The following is a 15499-nucleotide window of genomic DNA, read 5'->3' as shown; positions in this document are numbered from 1 at the left end:
TTTCTGAATGGCGGAGAACATAAAGCGGGCAGCGGCGCTGTTTGACCTCGATGGCACGCTGACGAACCCGTTCACCGGAATTTCAAACGGCATCCGCCACGCGATGGAAAAGATGGGGCGCACTGCGCCCGACGATGCCACCATTCGCTCTCATATCGGGCCGCCCTTGCAGGTAACCTTTGCTGCGTTTCTGGAGACGGATGACGAAGCGAGGATCTGGGAAGCGGTCGGCCACTACCGTGACCGCTATCAGGAGATCGGCAAGTTCGAGAACGAACTGATTCCCGGAATCAGGGATGTCCTCGTCCATTGCGTTGAGGCAGGATATTTTCTGTCGGTGGCGACGTCGAAACTGGAGAGTTACAGCAAGGACATCATCGCCCATTTCGGCCTCTCGGAATATTTTCATGCGATTCATGGTTCCGCGCCCGACGGGACCAATTCAAACAAGGCAGACCTGATCCGGCATATTCTGGCGAACGAACCCATCGATCCATCAAACGTCGTTATGATCGGCGACCGCCTTCACGATGTCGCTGGTGGCAAAGCCAATGCAATTCCGGCAATCGGCGTTTTATGGGGTTTCGGTGACAGGGACGAACTCGAAGAGGCCGGAGCCGTAGCGGTCGTTGAGCTCCCTTCGCAGCTTGCCGCTGCGATCGATCGGGTTCTGGTGCCTGCACCGGCGATCTGACCCCTGAATAAGCCGTCGGCGGCGGAGCGTCGGTCTTTACGCTCGATGCTCAATACGGAACAATGGCGATCTGAGTCTTCAGGAAAGAGACGGCATCAATTCATGGCGAGCGACCGACGTTTGCGCGACCCGATTTTCGCGGCAGCAGAGCGTGAGAAAAACAGACCCGAGCGCCCCTTCATACATCTGCGGGTACATTCGGCCTATTCGCTTCTCGAAGGCGCGCTGCCACTAGGCAAGATCATTGGTCACGCACTGAAGGACGAAGCGCCCGCGATTGCCATTACCGATACGAACAATCTGTTCGGCGCGCTGGAGTTTTCGCAAAAGGCATCCAAGGAAGGTTTGCAGCCGATCATCGGATGTCAGCTTGATTGTGCCTTCGAGGATGCGCTGGCCGAGGCCCGGCGCGGTAATGGCCGCAAGGGCGGTGGCACGCAGTATGAGCCCCTCGTTCTGATCGCGGCCACCAAGGAAGGCTACGCCAATCTTGTGCGCCTGGTGAGCCGCGCGTATCTGGAAAACGAGCCGGGGGAGGCCACTCATATCACCACGGAGTGGCTGTCCGAACTGGCTGAGGGGATTATCTGCCTGACTGGAGGGCCGCGCGGACCCGTCGGGGCGGCGCTCAAGGCGGACCGTCCGGAGGTTGCCGAGCAGCGGCTGATGTTTCTCAGGGAATGTTTTGGCAACCGGCTCTATGTGGAACTGGAGCGGTTCGAGGGCTACGACCGGGCTTTGGAGGCGGCCACCGTTGAGCTTGCTTACAGGCATGAATTGCCGCTGGTTGCCACCAATGAGGCATTTTTCCCCGCTCGCGACGATTATGAAGCCCATGATGCGCTGATCGCCATCGCGGAAGGGGCGGTCATTGCCATGGATGACCGCCGGCAACTCACCCCTGACAATTATCTCAAGAGCCAGGCCGAAATGGCACGGCTCTTTTCCGACCTGCCTGAGGCCATCGACAACACGATCGAGATTGCCCGGCGCTGTTCCTATTTTACGCAGACGCATCCGCCAATCCTGCCGCGCTTTACGGGCGCGGACGCTGCCGATGCGGAAGCGGCCCTTCAGGCAGAAGCCGACGAATTGCGGCGGCAGGCTCATGAGGGGTTGCAGCATCGGCTTGAAACACAGGGGCTGGCGGAAGGCTATACGCGCGAGACCTATGTCGAGCGGCTTGACTACGAGCTCGGCATCATCGAACGCATGAAGTTCCCCGGATACTTTCTGATCGTTGCCGATTTCATCAAATGGGCCAAGGCACAGGATATTCCGGTGGGGCCGGGGCGTGGTTCGGGTGCGGGCTCGCTCGTGGCCTATGCGCTGACGATCACGGATGTGGATCCGCTGCGCTTTTCGCTGCTGTTCGAGCGCTTTCTCAATCCCGACCGCGTGTCGATGCCCGACTTTGATATCGACTTTTGCCAGGACCGCCGCGAAGAGGTCATCCGCTACGTGCAGGAGAAGTACGGCCGCGATCAGGTGGGGCAGATCATTACCTTCGGAACCCTGCAGGCCCGCGCCGTGCTGCGCGATGTGGGGCGCGTGCTGCAGATGCCCTACGGACAAGTGGACAGGCTCTGCAAGATGGTGCCGTCCAATCCGGCCAATCCCACGCCGCTGCCCAAGGCGATCGAGGACGAGCCGCGCTTTGCGGAAGAAGTGGAGAAGGAGCCGATTGTCGGAACGCTTCTCGACTATGCGCAGAAGCTGGAAGGGCTCTACCGCCACGCCTCCACGCACGCTGCCGGCATCGTGATCGGTGATCGACCGCTCTCGGAACTGGTGCCCATGTATCGCGATCCGCGGTCCGACATGCCGGTCACCCAGTTCAACATGAAATGGGTCGAGCAGGCGGGGCTGGTCAAGTTCGACTTTCTTGGCCTGAAAACGCTGACGGTTCTGGAAACGGCGGTGAAGCTCATCCGCCGGCGCGGGATCGAGATCGATCTTTCACGCATTCCGCTGGATGATCCGGACACCTACGCGATGCTTTCGCGCGGCGAGACGGTCGGCGTGTTCCAGGTGGAATCGGCGGGCATGCGCAAGGCGCTGATCGGCATGAAGCCGGACCGGATCGAGGACATCATTGCGCTTGTGGCGCTTTACCGTCCAGGTCCGATGGAGAACATCCCGACCTACAACGCGCGCAAGCACGGCGAAGAAGAAATCGCTTCGATCCACCCCAAGATCGACCATCTGGTGAAGGAGACGCAGGGCGTTATCGTCTACCAGGAGCAGGTGATGCAGATCGCCCAGGAGCTGGCCGGCTACACGCTCGGACAAGCTGACCTTCTGCGTCGCGCCATGGGCAAGAAGATCCGTGCCGAAATGGAAAAGCAGCGCGGCATCTTCGTGAAGGGGGCGACCGAGCGCGGCGTTTCCAAGCAGCAGGCCGATTTCATTTTCGATCTTCTGGCCAAGTTTGCCGACTACGGCTTCAACAAATCGCACGCGGCCGCCTATGCCATCGTCTCTTATCAGACGGCCTATCTGAAGGCGCATTACCCGGTCGAGTTTCTGGCCGCGTCCATGACCTACGACATGGCCAACACGGACAAGCTCAACGACTTCCGGCGCGATGCCATGCGGCTGGGCATCGAGGTCGTTTCACCCTCGGTTCTGACGTCGCATCGCCCATTCGAAGTGGGCGAGAACAAGATTTACTACGCCCTTGCCGCAATCAAGGGCGTGGGCGATGCGGCGGTGGAGCACATCGTCGAAAAGCGCAACGAAAAGCAATTTGAAAGCCTTGAGGATTTCTGTGCCCGCATTGATCCCAAGATTGTTGGCAAGCGGGTGTTCGAAAGCCTCATTCAGGCGGGCGCGTTTGATTGTTTCGGCCATGACCGGGCAGCACTGTTTGGTGGCATCGACCGTTTGATGGGCATGGCTTCGCGCGCTGCCGAAGATGCGGCGATGGGACAGGGCGATATTTTCGGCATGTCGGGGGGCGGTGAGCCGCAGAAAATCCACCTGCCTGCGGTCGAACCATGGTCGGCTGCCGACAAGCTCCACCGCGAATTCCAGGTTGTCGGCTGCTATCTCTCGGCTCATCCGCTCGATGAGTATGCCGAAATCCTCGAGAAGATGCGGGTGCAGAATTGGGCCGATTTCCAGGCTGCGGTGAAACGCGGTGCGACGGCCGGCCGGCTTGCCGGCACCGTCACCTCCAAGCAGGAACGGCGCACACGCACCGGCAACAAAATGGGGATCATTCAGCTCTCCGATGCCACGGGTCAATATGAAGCGGTGCTGTTTTCCGAAGCCTTGGCACAGTACCGGGATCTGTTGGAGGCGGGCTCGTCCGTGGTCATCATGGTGGGAGCCGAAAACAGACCTGAAGGGGTCAATCTGCGTATACAGGCCGTGCAGTCCCTGGAAGAGGAAGCCTGTCGTATGCAGAAGGCGTTGCGGATCTATCTGCGTGATCCCAAGCCGCTACCGGCGATTTCCTCGCAGCTCACCCAGCGTGGTGATGCGCAAGTGAGCCTGGTGGTGATCAAGGATGGCGGACAGGGGGAGATCGAGGTGGGGCTACCCAACCGCTATCGCATTTCGCCGCAGATCGCCGCCGCAATGCGCGCCGTTCCGGGCGTTGTCGAGGTTGAGCTCGTCTAAGATTCGATTGTTTGCCTTGCAGACGTGCAGGCAAGGGCCGGTGCACATATCAGGCAGCGGTCAGGTTTCTTCATCGCGCTGCGGACGTCCAGCCTGTCCGTGGCCAAAGGTGTAACCGGTTTCAACGGCCTGTTTGCCGAACTTTTCGCGCAGACTGTCCATCGCGCCCTCCGCGAGAGCGCGTTTGTGGGAGAGACGGTCCACAAGGTCAGGGGGATCTGCCCTTGCCGCATCCGTAAGATCACTCACCCCGATGCCGAGCAAGCGAAACCGCGTGCCGTCGATCTCACGCTTAAGAAGCTCGAGCCCGGTGTGGAAAATCCGGTCGGCCAACCGGGTCGGGTCTTCCAATTGTCGATTGCGCGTGCGGATCCGGAAGTCAGAGGTCTTGAGCTTCAAGACTATCGTGCGCCCGGCTATATCCGCTTTCTTGAGGCGGGTTGAAACGCGCTCCGAAAGTGCACGCAACACCGGAACCAGATCCGCCGCACTCGACAGGTCGTTGTTGAACGTGGTTTCCGAAGAAACACTCTTCGCCTCACTGCGCGGCTTAACGCTCCGGTCGTCCAGTCCGCGCGAGAGGTGATAAAGACGATCTCCCATGGTGCCATAGCGGCGCATGAGGTCGCCACGCTCCATGGTCTGCAATTGTCCGATGGTGCGCACGCCGTCTCGCGCCAGCGTCGCGGCAAAAGCCTTGCCCACACCCCAAATAAGGGTGACAGGCTTCTGCGAAAGAAAGGAGAAAGCTTCCGTTCTGCCGATGACTGAGAAACCCTTCGGCTTGTCCAGATCGGAGGCCACCTTGGCCAGAAATTTGCAGTAGGACAGTCCGACAGAAACGGTAATGCCCACCTCTTCTTCCACCTGACGCGCAAAGCGGGCGAGCACCATTGCCGGAGGAGCGCCATGCAATTTCGCGGTGCCGGAAAGATCAAGGAAAGCCTCGTCGATGGAAAGCGGTTCGACCATCGGGGTGAGCGCCTCCATCATCGAGCGTACCTGGCGTCCGACACGAACATATTTCTCCATGTCGGGCTTGATCACGACCGCCTCGGGGCAGGCTTCAAGCGCTTTGAACATGGGCATTGCAGAACGCACTCCGTTGATCCTGGCGATATAGCAGGCTGTTGAAACCACGCCCCGCTTTCCGCCGCCGATGATGACGGGCCTGTCGCGTAGCGCCGGATTGTCCCGTTTTTCGACAGCAGCATAAAAGGCGTCGCAATCGATATGTGCCAGGAAAAGACCTTCCAGCTCCGCATGGGCGAGCATACGCGGACTGCCGCAGGACCGGCAACGCCTCGACGCAGTCTGCGCCGGGGTCAGGCAATCACGACAAAGGCCGTGTGGAAGGGCGTTGACAGGCATGGTTGATCATGTGAACATAAAGTGAACATGAATATTACTGGAAACGCTGACGCTGCACAAGCTGTGGGCGGGGAGAGCATGGGTGCTCTATGAGGTTGCGCCTTTAACGCCGCATCTGTGGCCGGCATTTGAGGAACTGTTCGGTAAACAGGGCGCCTGTTACGGGTGTTGGTGTACGCATTTTCGGCTTCCGCCGTCGGTGCGACGCGAGAACAATCGCGAGCGTAACAAGGATCACATCAAAGCGCGGATCGAGGCTGGTCCGCCGCCCGGTCTGCTGTTGCTTGAGAACGACCGTGCTGATGGTTGGATGCAGATTGGACCGCGCGGTGATATTCCCGAGTGGAACAACAAGGGCAGGGTTTCAGCACCGGTAGAGGATGGCGATGCAAGGGACCCGGCCGTCTGGGCGATATCCTGTTTTTTCCTGAGGCCGTCCGCACGTGGCAAGGGCCTGTCGCATCAGCTTGTAGCTGCGGGAATCGAACATGCCCGCCGTGGAGGGGCGCGCATTCTGGAAGCGTGTCCGATAACCCATTCGAGAGATTCGCGCTCTATTGGCCTGTTCGTCGGGGCCACACGGGTCTTTGAAAAGGCGGGCTTCAAAATGGTTCTGGAGCGCAAGGCCGGCCGGCCGCTCATGCGGCTGATATTGTAATTTCTGAAACTTTCTCACCTGTATCAGGCACCCGTTTCCGGTGTCGCGCACCAACCTCTTTCAGCCATGAAAGACCATGCGGGAAAGCTTCCCGGCTATAGTGCGAGTGAGCGGGCGATCTTTTCACCGGCCTCCTTCCAGTGCTCCACCACCGTGATCCCTGCAGGGATTGGCGGCATGAGCGCTCGAACAGAATTGTCGGCCATAAGATGAAAGAGGTGAGCATCCTCGACCGTGTCGCGCACGGAAACGAGGTTGTAATACATGTCATCGACGAAGGCGACGGGACGGGGATGCTCCCCACGCAAGCGCTTGATCGCAGGACCCTTGGCCCGCTCCGTCGTCAGTAGCGGATAGCGCATATCGAGCTGATCGAGCAGGGTGCGACGCGTCTGCCGGTAACGGTGTGGCATCGCGGTCAGAAGAACAACCTGGCTCGCTGTGGACAGGCGTGCGATGGTTTCGGATGCATCCTCGGCGAGCTTTTGCCAATCATGCTGAACCTCGAAGAAGGAATCGACGAGCTGCGAGACCGTCTCGTCGTCGGCGCGGACACCTGTGGTCAGGTCGACAACATTCCCGTTCAAGCCAAAACTTTCCAGCTTCAGTTCGAAGCCGCGGGTGCGCAGGTATTCCGGAAACGGTCTGATGAACTCCAGTATCACGTCGTCGACATCCAGCACGAGAAGAGGGTCGTTGCTGAGCGAAAGTTCGTCAATCTGCCTGGCTGTTTCAGGGTCAATCGTCATGTAGCTTGTCCAAAGTCATATTAAGGCTGGATGTCGTAGGATGGGTTGCCGTGGGGCAGCAGGGACGGCGCCCGTGCGACGATCTCCGGAGCGATGCCGCTTTCCTGGGAAAACCGTAGCAAGGTCGGTTCATGCGCGAGGATGAATTGCAAAACCCCGGTCAAAAAGCCTGGTTCAGCCGCCGCCGCGCGAATCTGATTTGCCTCGATACCGGTCAGTGAGAGGAACCTGGGAAGGAGCTGCTCGTCTGCCGCAATAAATGCCAGGGCAGAAACGGCGATGGTCTCGGCTTCCTCTCGTTGCATGGTGGTATCTCTCCATTGGGCTTGAAAAGCCATCGTGGCTCGGCGATCAGATCAATTGCGCAGCGATACTGGGCCGCTATGCTGTAAAGCTACGATTCGCAGGCGCCCATTACCGATTCATAAATCAAATCGTGCAAGGGTGGCGCCGGAAATTTCGCGATTTGAGGCGGTGTCGGCGAGAACAGGTGACAAGCGGCGGCGCGGGGTTGAGTGGGACGGGGTGAAATGCCGAAGAAAGTCATGATCGTCGAAGACAATGAGCTCAACATGAAGCTCTTTCGCGATCTTATCGAGGCCAGCGGCTATGACACCGTTCGGACGCGCGACGGACTGCATGCGCTCGACCTTGCTCGTGAACATCGCCCCGACCTCATTCTGATGGATATCCAGTTGCCAGAGGTTTCGGGGCTTGAGGTCACGAAATGGCTCAAGCAGGATGATGACCTCCACACGATCCCCGTCATCGCGGTGACGGCTTTCGCGATGAAGGGCGATGAGGAGCGTATCCGCCAAGGTGGATGCGAAGCCTATATCTCGAAGCCAATTTCTGTGCCGAGTTTCATCGAAACGATCAAATCCTATCTTGGGGATGCCTGATGCTGCTGATGGCTTCCCGGAGACATTCGTGAGGAGCCGGTCATGACCGCGCGCATTCTGGTTGTCGACGACGTCCCGTCGAATGTGAAGCTGCTCGAAAGCCGGCTCTTGGCTGAGTATTTCGAGGTTGTCTGCGCCTATAGCGGGGCAGAGGCGCTGAAAATCTGTGCTGATGGGAAGGTGGATGTCGTCCTGTTGGACGTCATGATGCCGGAAATGGACGGATTCGAGGTGTGCCGCAGGCTCAAGTCAGAGGCTTCGACACAGCACATTCCGGTTGTGATGATTACAACACTTGGCGAAACATCGGATCGTGTGCGAGGCTTGGAGGCGGGCGCTGACGACTTCCTGACAAAGCCAGTCGGCGCGCTTCAACTTGTCACGCGGGTCAAAAGCCTCGTTCGGCTGAAAATGCTCACAGATGAATTGCGGTTGCGCACCGAGACCATCGACAATGTGGGATTTGAGCCGGGTATGGAGGACGACCGGCGCGGGACGCCCTCTGTTTTGTTGATCGACGAGAACACCCAATCTTCTGCTGCGGTTTCTGCCATGCTGCAGCGTCGCTTCGCGCTTGACATCGAGGATGATCCCCAGGCCGGATTGTTTCGCGCGGCCGAGGGTGGCTATGAGTGCGTTCTCGTTACCTCCAACTACGCCTCCTACGATCCATTGCGGCTTTGTGCTCAGTTGCGGGCGCTGGATCGTACGCGTCTCCTGCCGGTCATGCTGGTGGTTGATGGGGATGAGGAGGGGATGATCGCCCGAGCGCTGGAACTGGGCGTGAATGATTATATTGTTCGCCCGATTGACGCGCAGGAACTACAGGCGCGTTTGCGGACGCAGCTGCGACGCAAGCGCTACAATGATCGCCTTCGGACGAGTGTCAGTCAGAGTTTTCGCATGGCTGTCACCGATCCGCTGACGGGGCTGCATAATCGGCGCTATCTTGATGCGCATTTGCCAAAGCTCCTGGCGCGAGCTGTTGCCCGGCGACGGCCTTTGTCCGTAATGATGGCTGATATCGACCGGTTCAAAACGATCAATGACCGCTGGGGGCACTCCAGTGGCGACGATGTGTTGCGCGAGTTCGCTGATCGATTACGCCAGAATATCCGTGGTATCGACCTGATTTGCCGGTTCGGGGGCGAGGAATTCGTCGTTGTGATGCCAGATACCGAGCATGACATGGCGGAGATGGTGGCAGAACGTTTGCGGGTTGCCATTGCCAGCGAACCTTTCACGGTCGACGGAGGCAAAAATGCTATTGCCGTTACCACAAGCGTAGGGGTTGTTGGCTGCGCAAATGGCAATGATGATCCGGCCGATCTGATAAAGCGTGCGGACATTGCGCTCTATGATGCGAAGAGCAAAGGCCGCAACCGCGTGGTGGCTTCTGCAGCCTGAAGTCGCAGCACACATGATGCCAACCAGAGAGGTGACGGCGCACGTCAGTCGGACCTCGAGAAGGGCAATTGTTGCCTTATTCGTGGCGCGTAATCGCACAACACCAAAGAGTGATGATGCGTTCCACCAATTTGGGGGCTGACGGAGTGCCGCATCCGCCCCATATTTAACCCTAACGTAAGGGAGTTGGCGGGAATGGTTAAGTAAGTGTTGATTTTCTAACCGCCCTGCGCAAATCTCTCGCCGAAAGGGGCGGGTCTTATGTCTCGGCGTTGTCGTCGGGCAGCCGCCTCGGGATACCCCATGATGCTCAGGTCCGCCGCATCTCCTGGGTCCGTGGGGTCGGCCGGCCGGCGCTGGTTGAAAGTGGCCTCCTCGTACCGCTGCCAGTTTGCCGACCGGCCCCCAGTTTCTTCACCGCTTCCCAATATCTTCAGATGATGATTTCCGACTTCCGAAGCACATGGAAGGCTTTCTGCAGAGCGCATTTGCGGATCGCACTGGGAAATCGCACGGGGAAATCGCATCGGGAAGTTGAGATCTCAAACAGAAAACGCCGCCCGAAGGCGGCGTTTCGAAGGAACACGGTGAAACCGGATCTATTTGATCTTGGTTTCCTTGAACTCCACATGCTTCTTGGCGATGGGGTCGTATTTGCGCTTGGTCATCTTGTCGGTCATCGTGCGGCTGTTCTTCTTCGTGACGTAGAAGAAGCCCGTGTCCGCCGTCGACTGAAGCTTGATCTTGATGGTCGTGGCCTTCGCCATGTCTGTCGTCCGTTTCTGGTGGTTTGTCGGTCGCGCAAAAGCAGAATCTCTCCACCAGCGCTTAAAGAGTCTGGCGGACACATAAAGGGTACGCGCGGAAAGTCAAGCCGGGTTGTTTGAGGCGCGGTGTCAAAAAAGCGCGCAAACAGTCTCTGTCTCCCCGTGTGCACGGTGATACCCCACGCATGAACGGTTGCGAAGGATGAGGGGAAACTCACACGTATAACGTCAGGGCGCGTTTGCGAGCCTGCGTGAAGAATTGTGGGCACCGAGGGTTGGAAAATGCAATTATTTTAATATAAATTTATTAATAAATAGTTTTTCCATGATTTTAGGAAATAAAACATGAGAAAAATTATTAGATCATCAATATTTGATTTCAAAAAGCTCTCTTTCTTTTCCTGTTTCTGGGCTTGTGCCATCCTGGGGGGCTTTCTGGGAATGCCGGGAGGAGGGGCTGGCGCTCAAACTCTACCTGATTTTGGAACGTGCGATTCTCGCATGTGGCTGTCTCAGGGAACACAGACCAGCTTGAATGCGATCGACACGTCCACGAACCCTTTCACATTTGTGAACCAGGGGAGCGTGTCCTTCACCTATAACGGAACGGCTTACAACCCGTTGGACAATTATGGCTATGCTGTAAATAATAATTCGCCAACCCTTTATAGAATTGGTTCTAACGCTCAGGCTCAAAACCTTGGAACTATTGCCGGTCTCCCATCGGGTTTTAAGGCGAATACGGGAGAGATATCTGATGATGGCTCTTACTATGTATATAGTAGAACTCATGATAACAGTTTATACAAAGTAGATATCCCTACGACATCAGCAACCAGAATACCTCTGAGTAGAAGTGTATTTCTTACGGATCTGGCGTGGTCCAACGGGCTTCTTTACGCCAAAGAAGGTGACTCGCGCCAACTGATTTCCATCAACCCGGTAACCGGGGCGGTTATAAATATTGGTGATACAGGGCTTGCTGCGAGCAGCCTCTTCGGTGCGATGTTCGGCACACCAAATACCGTCTATGGCTCAGGAAATAGCGGAGAGGGCTTTTTCGAGTTTGATACTGCTACCGGGCGCGCAACCCGCATTTCCAACTCCCCCGGTTCGTCAATCAACGACGGCATGAAGTGCGCGACAACAATACTCAGCTTTCCAGCGGACATCGCCATTTCCAAAACGGATGGGAAGGAGGCTTACATCCCAGGGGAGGACGTGACCTACGCAATAACAGTGGTCAACAACGGTCCATTCGGGGCTACCGACATTGGGGTGGATGACCCGTTGCCAGCGGGGGTCACCGAAGCGAACTGGACCTGTTTCGGATTAAACGGCGGCGTGTGTGACGCGGCAAGCGGAACAGGCGCGCTCGACAATCAGACCGCCAGTCTTCCGGTGGGGGGCGTGGTGACGTATAATCTCACGATTTCGATCCCACCGGATCATTCGGGAGATTTGATCAACACGGCGACGCTCAATCTTCCTGACACGATCATCGACAATTCTCCAGAAGACAACAGTGATACCGACACCGACCTTGAAGCCTCGATGTCGATCGTCAAGGCAGCCAGACATGTTGACGCCAACGGAAATGGCAAAGTCGATGTTGGCGAGGAGATCGTTTACGACTTCACAGTTGAAAATACAGGTGGCGCAACGCTTACCGACATCGAGATCACCGATTCAAAGGTGAGAATCGAGGGAAATCCAATTCTCTCCTTAGCTCCAGGGGCAAGCGACAGCGAAACCGTGAAGGGATACTACACGGTCACCGAGGCGGACCTGATCGAAGGTAAGGTCGACAATCTCGCTTCCGGTTCAGCGAAGGGGCCAGACGGTCAAGACGTCACCGCAAAATCTCGGGCACCGAACGGCAACCCAGGAGATCCCACAAGCATCGAAACACCAATGGAAGGCGACTACGACTTCGTAAAGGAGGCAGAGCACGTAGACGCAAATGGCAATGGGCGGATCGATGCCGGCGAAACGATCAGCTACAAGTTCACCGTGGAGAACACCGGCAATGTTCCGCTGACGGATATTGTGGTTACGGATTCTCGAGCGACGATTGAAGGCAGCCCGCTAGCGGGACCGCTGGAGCCCGGTGCTAAAGACGAGGAAAGTGTCAAAGGCACCTACGTCGTAACGCAGGATGATGTTGATGCTGGTGATCTCGACAACGTTGCCGATTCAACCGCAAAGCTGCCGACCGGCGACGATGTCACGAAGCAATCCCGTCCGCCTGGGGGCGATGCCGGCGACCCCACCAGACCGCCTGGGGGCTTGGAGCAGGAAACCGATTATGATGTGGTCAAAAGGGCGGTGCACGACGATGCTAACGGCAACGGTCGAGCTGATGTTGGTGAGGAGATCAAGTACGATTTCACGGTGACAAACACCGGCAACACGACTTTGACCAATGTGGAAATATCGGATCCTAAGGCTGAGATATCCGGAAGTCCGATCGGCTCCTTGGCGCCAGGGCAAATTGACTCGGATTCGGTCAAGGGAGTTCACAAGATCACCGAGGAAGATTTGGCTGCGGGCAGCGTAGAGAATGTTGCGCTGGCGACGGCGAAGGGACCGAACGGCGAGGATGTCAATAAGCAATCGCGACCGCCAGATGGTCAGGAGGGAGACGCAACACGCGTCGAAACGCCCCTGGAGGGCGATTATGACTTCGTCAAACAATCGGAACATGAGGATGCGAATGGAAACGGTTTGATCGATGCTGGTGAGGTGATCAGGTATAGGTTTACCGTTGAAAATACGGGGAATGTTTCGCTCACCGACATCGTGGTAACGGATTCGCGGGCCAGCGTGGAAGGCAGTCCGCTGGCCGGGCCGCTCGCTCCAGGCCAGAAGGACGAAGAAAGCATATCCGGCACCTATGAAGTCACCCAGGCAGATATCGATGCCGGTGATCTCGATAACCTTGCCACCTCGAATGCCAAGTTGCCCAATGGAGATAGCCTATCCAAGCAGTCGCGCCCTCCAGGTGGAGAAGCAGGTGAGCCCACACCGCCACCTGGCGGCCTGGCAACCGTGTCTGACTACGATCTTGTCAAGAAAGCAGAGCATATCGATGCCAATGGAAACGGATTTGCCGATGCTGGTGAGGTAATCGAATACACATTCACCGCTGTGAACACGGGCAACGTCACACTCAGCAACATCGCGGTAACCGACGACAAAGCGGAGATTAAAAATAGCCCTATAGCTTCGTTGGCGCCGGGCCAGAGTGATTCCAACGTCACAGCCGAGCATGTCATCACTCAAGAAGAGATTGATGAAGGCTCGTTTTCAAACAATGCGACCGCCGTAGCGCAAAATCCCAAGGGCGAAGACGTGGTCAGACATGCTCGTCCACCGGGGGGGCGCCCCGGCGATCCGACGACAGTACCATTCGAGACGATCCCGTCCGTAGAGCTTGAGCTTTCAGGGGAGTGGATCGACACAAACTCAAACGGGTTTCCAGATCCAGGTGAGCCGATCCAGTATTCATTCTCGGTTCGCAATACGGGCAATACGACGTTGGAGGACCTTGCGATCGATTCGATCGATTGGGAAACGTCCACAGTCCGGCCGGCGGCGAGAGCCGCATCTGTCTACAGTGGTTTAATTCCAGCTCTAAAACCAGGGGCAGAATTGGATTCCCTACCGAAGGTTTCCTATCCCATCACGCAGGCTGATATCGACGCTGGCGGTGTTGCCGCTACGACCAGAATTAGCGGTCGCACCCGAGACGGTACGGTGGTTTCGGATACGTCTGATGACCCGAATAACACAACAGATGAGGATCTCGATGGCGATGGGGAGCCGGATGATCCCAACTACACTCCGCTGCTGCAGGTCAGTGCACTCGGACTGAAGAAGTCAGGTGTGTTTGAGGGGACGGCCGGACGGCTTGCCAAACCTGGCGATACCATCCTCTACACATTGACTGCGACCAATGAAGGCAATGTGACCGTCTCGAATGTCAGGCCAGCGGACCCAGGACCACGATTTGGCGGGCAGCCGGGCAGTGGGAGTTTCACGCCTTTCTCTCCAGCCAGTGCGGATCTTGCTGCAGGAGAAACCAAGACTTTCACCGCAACATACACACTCACTCAGCGCGACATTGATGCAGCGGAGGGTCTTGAAAACGGCATCCAGAACTCTGCCAAGGCGTCTGGCCGTGGGGCGGATGGGCGGGAAGTCTTCTCACCGGTTGCAGGGGCTACCGTGGTGTTGCCTGGCTACGCTATTGGCAAAACGACACCGCTGGCGGAGGTGCGGCGTGGTGATCGGGTTCCCTACACGATTACCGTGAAGCAGCTTGGGTCTGCCGGCGGCAGCGCTGTCAAAATCATCGACATGACACCGGCGGGGCTGACATTCGCCCGTGGAAGCGCGAAGCTGAACGGCAATCCTGCAGAGCCATTGGTCGAAGGCCGCAGACTGACATTCGAAAACGTCACACTATCCCCTGGCGAAGCGGCAATTGTTGAGCTCGACCTCGTCGTGACTGGAGCCGCCAAGCCTGGAGAGTACGTAAACAAGGCCTGGGTGGAAACGACGGAAGGAGCCGTTGTTTCCCGTATTGCAACGGCCGTCGTAGAGGTGGTTGTCGAAGCCGTTTTCGATTGCGGCGACATCATCGGAAAGGTGTTCGATGACAGGAACCGGAATGGTTACCAGGAAGAGGAAGAGCCGGGTCTTCCGGGAGTGAGGCTGGCTACGATAAAAGGCCTGTTGCTGACATCAGACGCTCAAGGGCGCTTTCATATCGCCTGTGCGGATCTGCCTGATCAGCGGATCGGTACAAACTACATTTTGAAGCTCGACCCTAGATCATTGCCTTCCGGATACCGTCTCACCACGGAGAATCCACGTGTGGTTAGGCTTACAGCCGGCAAGGGGTCGGAGTTCCTTTTTGGCGCAACAATCGGCCGTGTGGTTCGCCTCGATCTGACCGACGCAGCGTTTTTGCAAGGCTCCGCGAGGTTGAACCCGGAATGGGAACGGCAAATCAATCAAATGATAGTGCTGCTCGATCAGGAACCGTCTGTTCTACGTCTCATTTATACCGGTTCCGGGGACGACACGAGGATGGCGGTGAAGCGTTTGCGGGAAATTCGCCGGATGGTTAGTTCCGCCTGGGGTCGGACCGGGCGAGGCTATCACCTGGAGATTGAAACGCGCTTCCGGCCTCAGAACGCTAAGGCCTCTGTCCAAAACGAGAAGTTTGAATAACGGTGGCACCCGTAGAGGCGCGCGCTTAGGGTGGCCCAACTGTAACGCTACCTCTCTGTAACTCGTGTGCCGAGTGCGCCTGT

The 15499-nt window shown here is 57.3% G+C and carries 10 protein-coding genes; 6 read left to right on the top strand and 4 right to left on the bottom strand.

Going from position 1 to position 15499, the window contains the following annotated elements:
- Positions 1-7: 7 nt before the first annotated feature.
- Together AC2CHD_RS03330 and dnaE are read left to right on the top strand one after the other, a co-directional pair.
- On the top strand, positions 8-694 hold the full coding sequence (locus AC2CHD_RS03330) for an HAD hydrolase-like protein (protein ID WP_484552571.1): 687 nt from the start codon (positions 8-10) through the stop codon (positions 692-694).
- A gap of 102 nt (positions 695-796) precedes the next feature.
- Positions 797-4321 (top strand): DNA polymerase III subunit alpha, encoded by a 3525-nt coding sequence (dnaE, locus tag AC2CHD_RS03325; protein ID WP_484552570.1) that lies wholly within the window; start codon positions 797-799, stop codon positions 4319-4321.
- A 60-nt stretch (positions 4322-4381) separates the two neighbouring features.
- Here the strand turns inward: dnaE and AC2CHD_RS03320 are convergent, their stop codons facing one another.
- Complete coding sequence (locus AC2CHD_RS03320; protein WP_484552569.1) at positions 4382-5692, bottom strand: DNA polymerase IV; 1311 nt, start codon at positions 5690-5692, stop codon at positions 4382-4384.
- Between the two features lie 82 nt (positions 5693-5774).
- Here AC2CHD_RS03320 and AC2CHD_RS03315 point away from each other — a divergent pair, with 82 nt between their 5' ends.
- Positions 5775-6350, top strand: coding sequence for a GNAT family N-acetyltransferase (locus AC2CHD_RS03315; RefSeq protein ID WP_484552568.1), 576 nt, complete (start codon positions 5775-5777; stop codon positions 6348-6350).
- Between the two features lie 95 nt (positions 6351-6445).
- Here the strand turns inward: AC2CHD_RS03315 and AC2CHD_RS03310 are convergent, their stop codons facing one another.
- Entirely contained in the window at positions 6446-7099 is a 654-nt protein-coding gene (locus tag AC2CHD_RS03310; protein WP_229449091.1) for a DUF2608 domain-containing protein, read from the bottom strand.
- 20 nt (positions 7100-7119) lie between these two features.
- Complete coding sequence (locus AC2CHD_RS03305; protein WP_229449092.1) at positions 7120-7404, bottom strand: DUF3572 domain-containing protein; 285 nt, start codon at positions 7402-7404, stop codon at positions 7120-7122.
- Positions 7405-7629: 225 nt separating this feature from the next.
- Between AC2CHD_RS03305 and AC2CHD_RS03300 the strand changes: the two genes are divergently transcribed.
- Positions 7630-8001 (top strand): response regulator, encoded by a 372-nt coding sequence (locus AC2CHD_RS03300; RefSeq protein ID WP_229449093.1) that lies wholly within the window; start codon positions 7630-7632, stop codon positions 7999-8001.
- A gap of 42 nt (positions 8002-8043) precedes the next feature.
- Positions 8044-9408 (top strand): PleD family two-component system response regulator, encoded by a 1365-nt coding sequence (locus AC2CHD_RS03295; RefSeq protein WP_229449094.1) that lies wholly within the window; start codon positions 8044-8046, stop codon positions 9406-9408.
- A 599-nt stretch (positions 9409-10007) separates the two neighbouring features.
- Here AC2CHD_RS03295 and rpmG read toward each other — a convergent pair.
- Complete coding sequence (rpmG, locus tag AC2CHD_RS03290; RefSeq protein ID WP_007008183.1) at positions 10008-10175, bottom strand: 50S ribosomal protein L33; 168 nt, start codon at positions 10173-10175, stop codon at positions 10008-10010.
- A gap of 345 nt (positions 10176-10520) precedes the next feature.
- On the opposite strand from rpmG, the gene AC2CHD_RS03285 reads away from it, so the two are divergent.
- Positions 10521-15416 carry a DUF7507 domain-containing protein gene (locus AC2CHD_RS03285; protein ID WP_484552567.1) on the top strand — a complete coding sequence of 1632 codons (4896 nt, stop codon included), beginning with the start codon at positions 10521-10523 and terminating at the stop codon, positions 15414-15416.
- Positions 15417-15499: the final 83 nt, after the last annotated feature.

This window comes from Nitratireductor sp. ATLC21 (assembly GCF_057196525.1).
Note: the sequence above shows the minus strand (reverse complement) of the source record. Positions and strands in the feature narration are given on the sequence as shown.

What these genes read in the sequence shown, in the direction of transcription:
- AC2CHD_RS03330 (WP_484552571.1), top strand. Translation starts at nt 8, where the DNA reads ATGGCGGAGAACATAAAGCGGGCAGCGGCGCTGTTTGACCTCGATGGC.
- dnaE (WP_484552570.1), top strand. Translation starts at nt 797, where the DNA reads ATGGCGAGCGACCGACGTTTGCGCGACCCGATTTTCGCGGCAGCAGAG.
- AC2CHD_RS03320 (WP_484552569.1), bottom strand. Translation starts at nt 5,692, where the DNA reads ATGCCTGTCAACGCCCTTCCACACGGCCTTTGTCGTGATTGCCTGACC.
- AC2CHD_RS03310 (WP_229449091.1), bottom strand. Translation starts at nt 7,099, where the DNA reads ATGACGATTGACCCTGAAACAGCCAGGCAGATTGACGAACTTTCGCTC.
- AC2CHD_RS03305 (WP_229449092.1), bottom strand. Translation starts at nt 7,404, where the DNA reads ATGCAACGAGAGGAAGCCGAGACCATCGCCGTTTCTGCCCTGGCATTT.
- AC2CHD_RS03300 (WP_229449093.1), top strand. Translation starts at nt 7,630, where the DNA reads ATGCCGAAGAAAGTCATGATCGTCGAAGACAATGAGCTCAACATGAAG.
- AC2CHD_RS03295 (WP_229449094.1), top strand. Translation starts at nt 8,044, where the DNA reads ATGACCGCGCGCATTCTGGTTGTCGACGACGTCCCGTCGAATGTGAAG.
- rpmG (WP_007008183.1), bottom strand. Translation starts at nt 10,175, where the DNA reads ATGGCGAAGGCCACGACCATCAAGATCAAGCTTCAGTCGACGGCGGAC.
- AC2CHD_RS03285 (WP_484552567.1), top strand. Translation starts at nt 10,521, where the DNA reads ATGAGAAAAATTATTAGATCATCAATATTTGATTTCAAAAAGCTCTCT.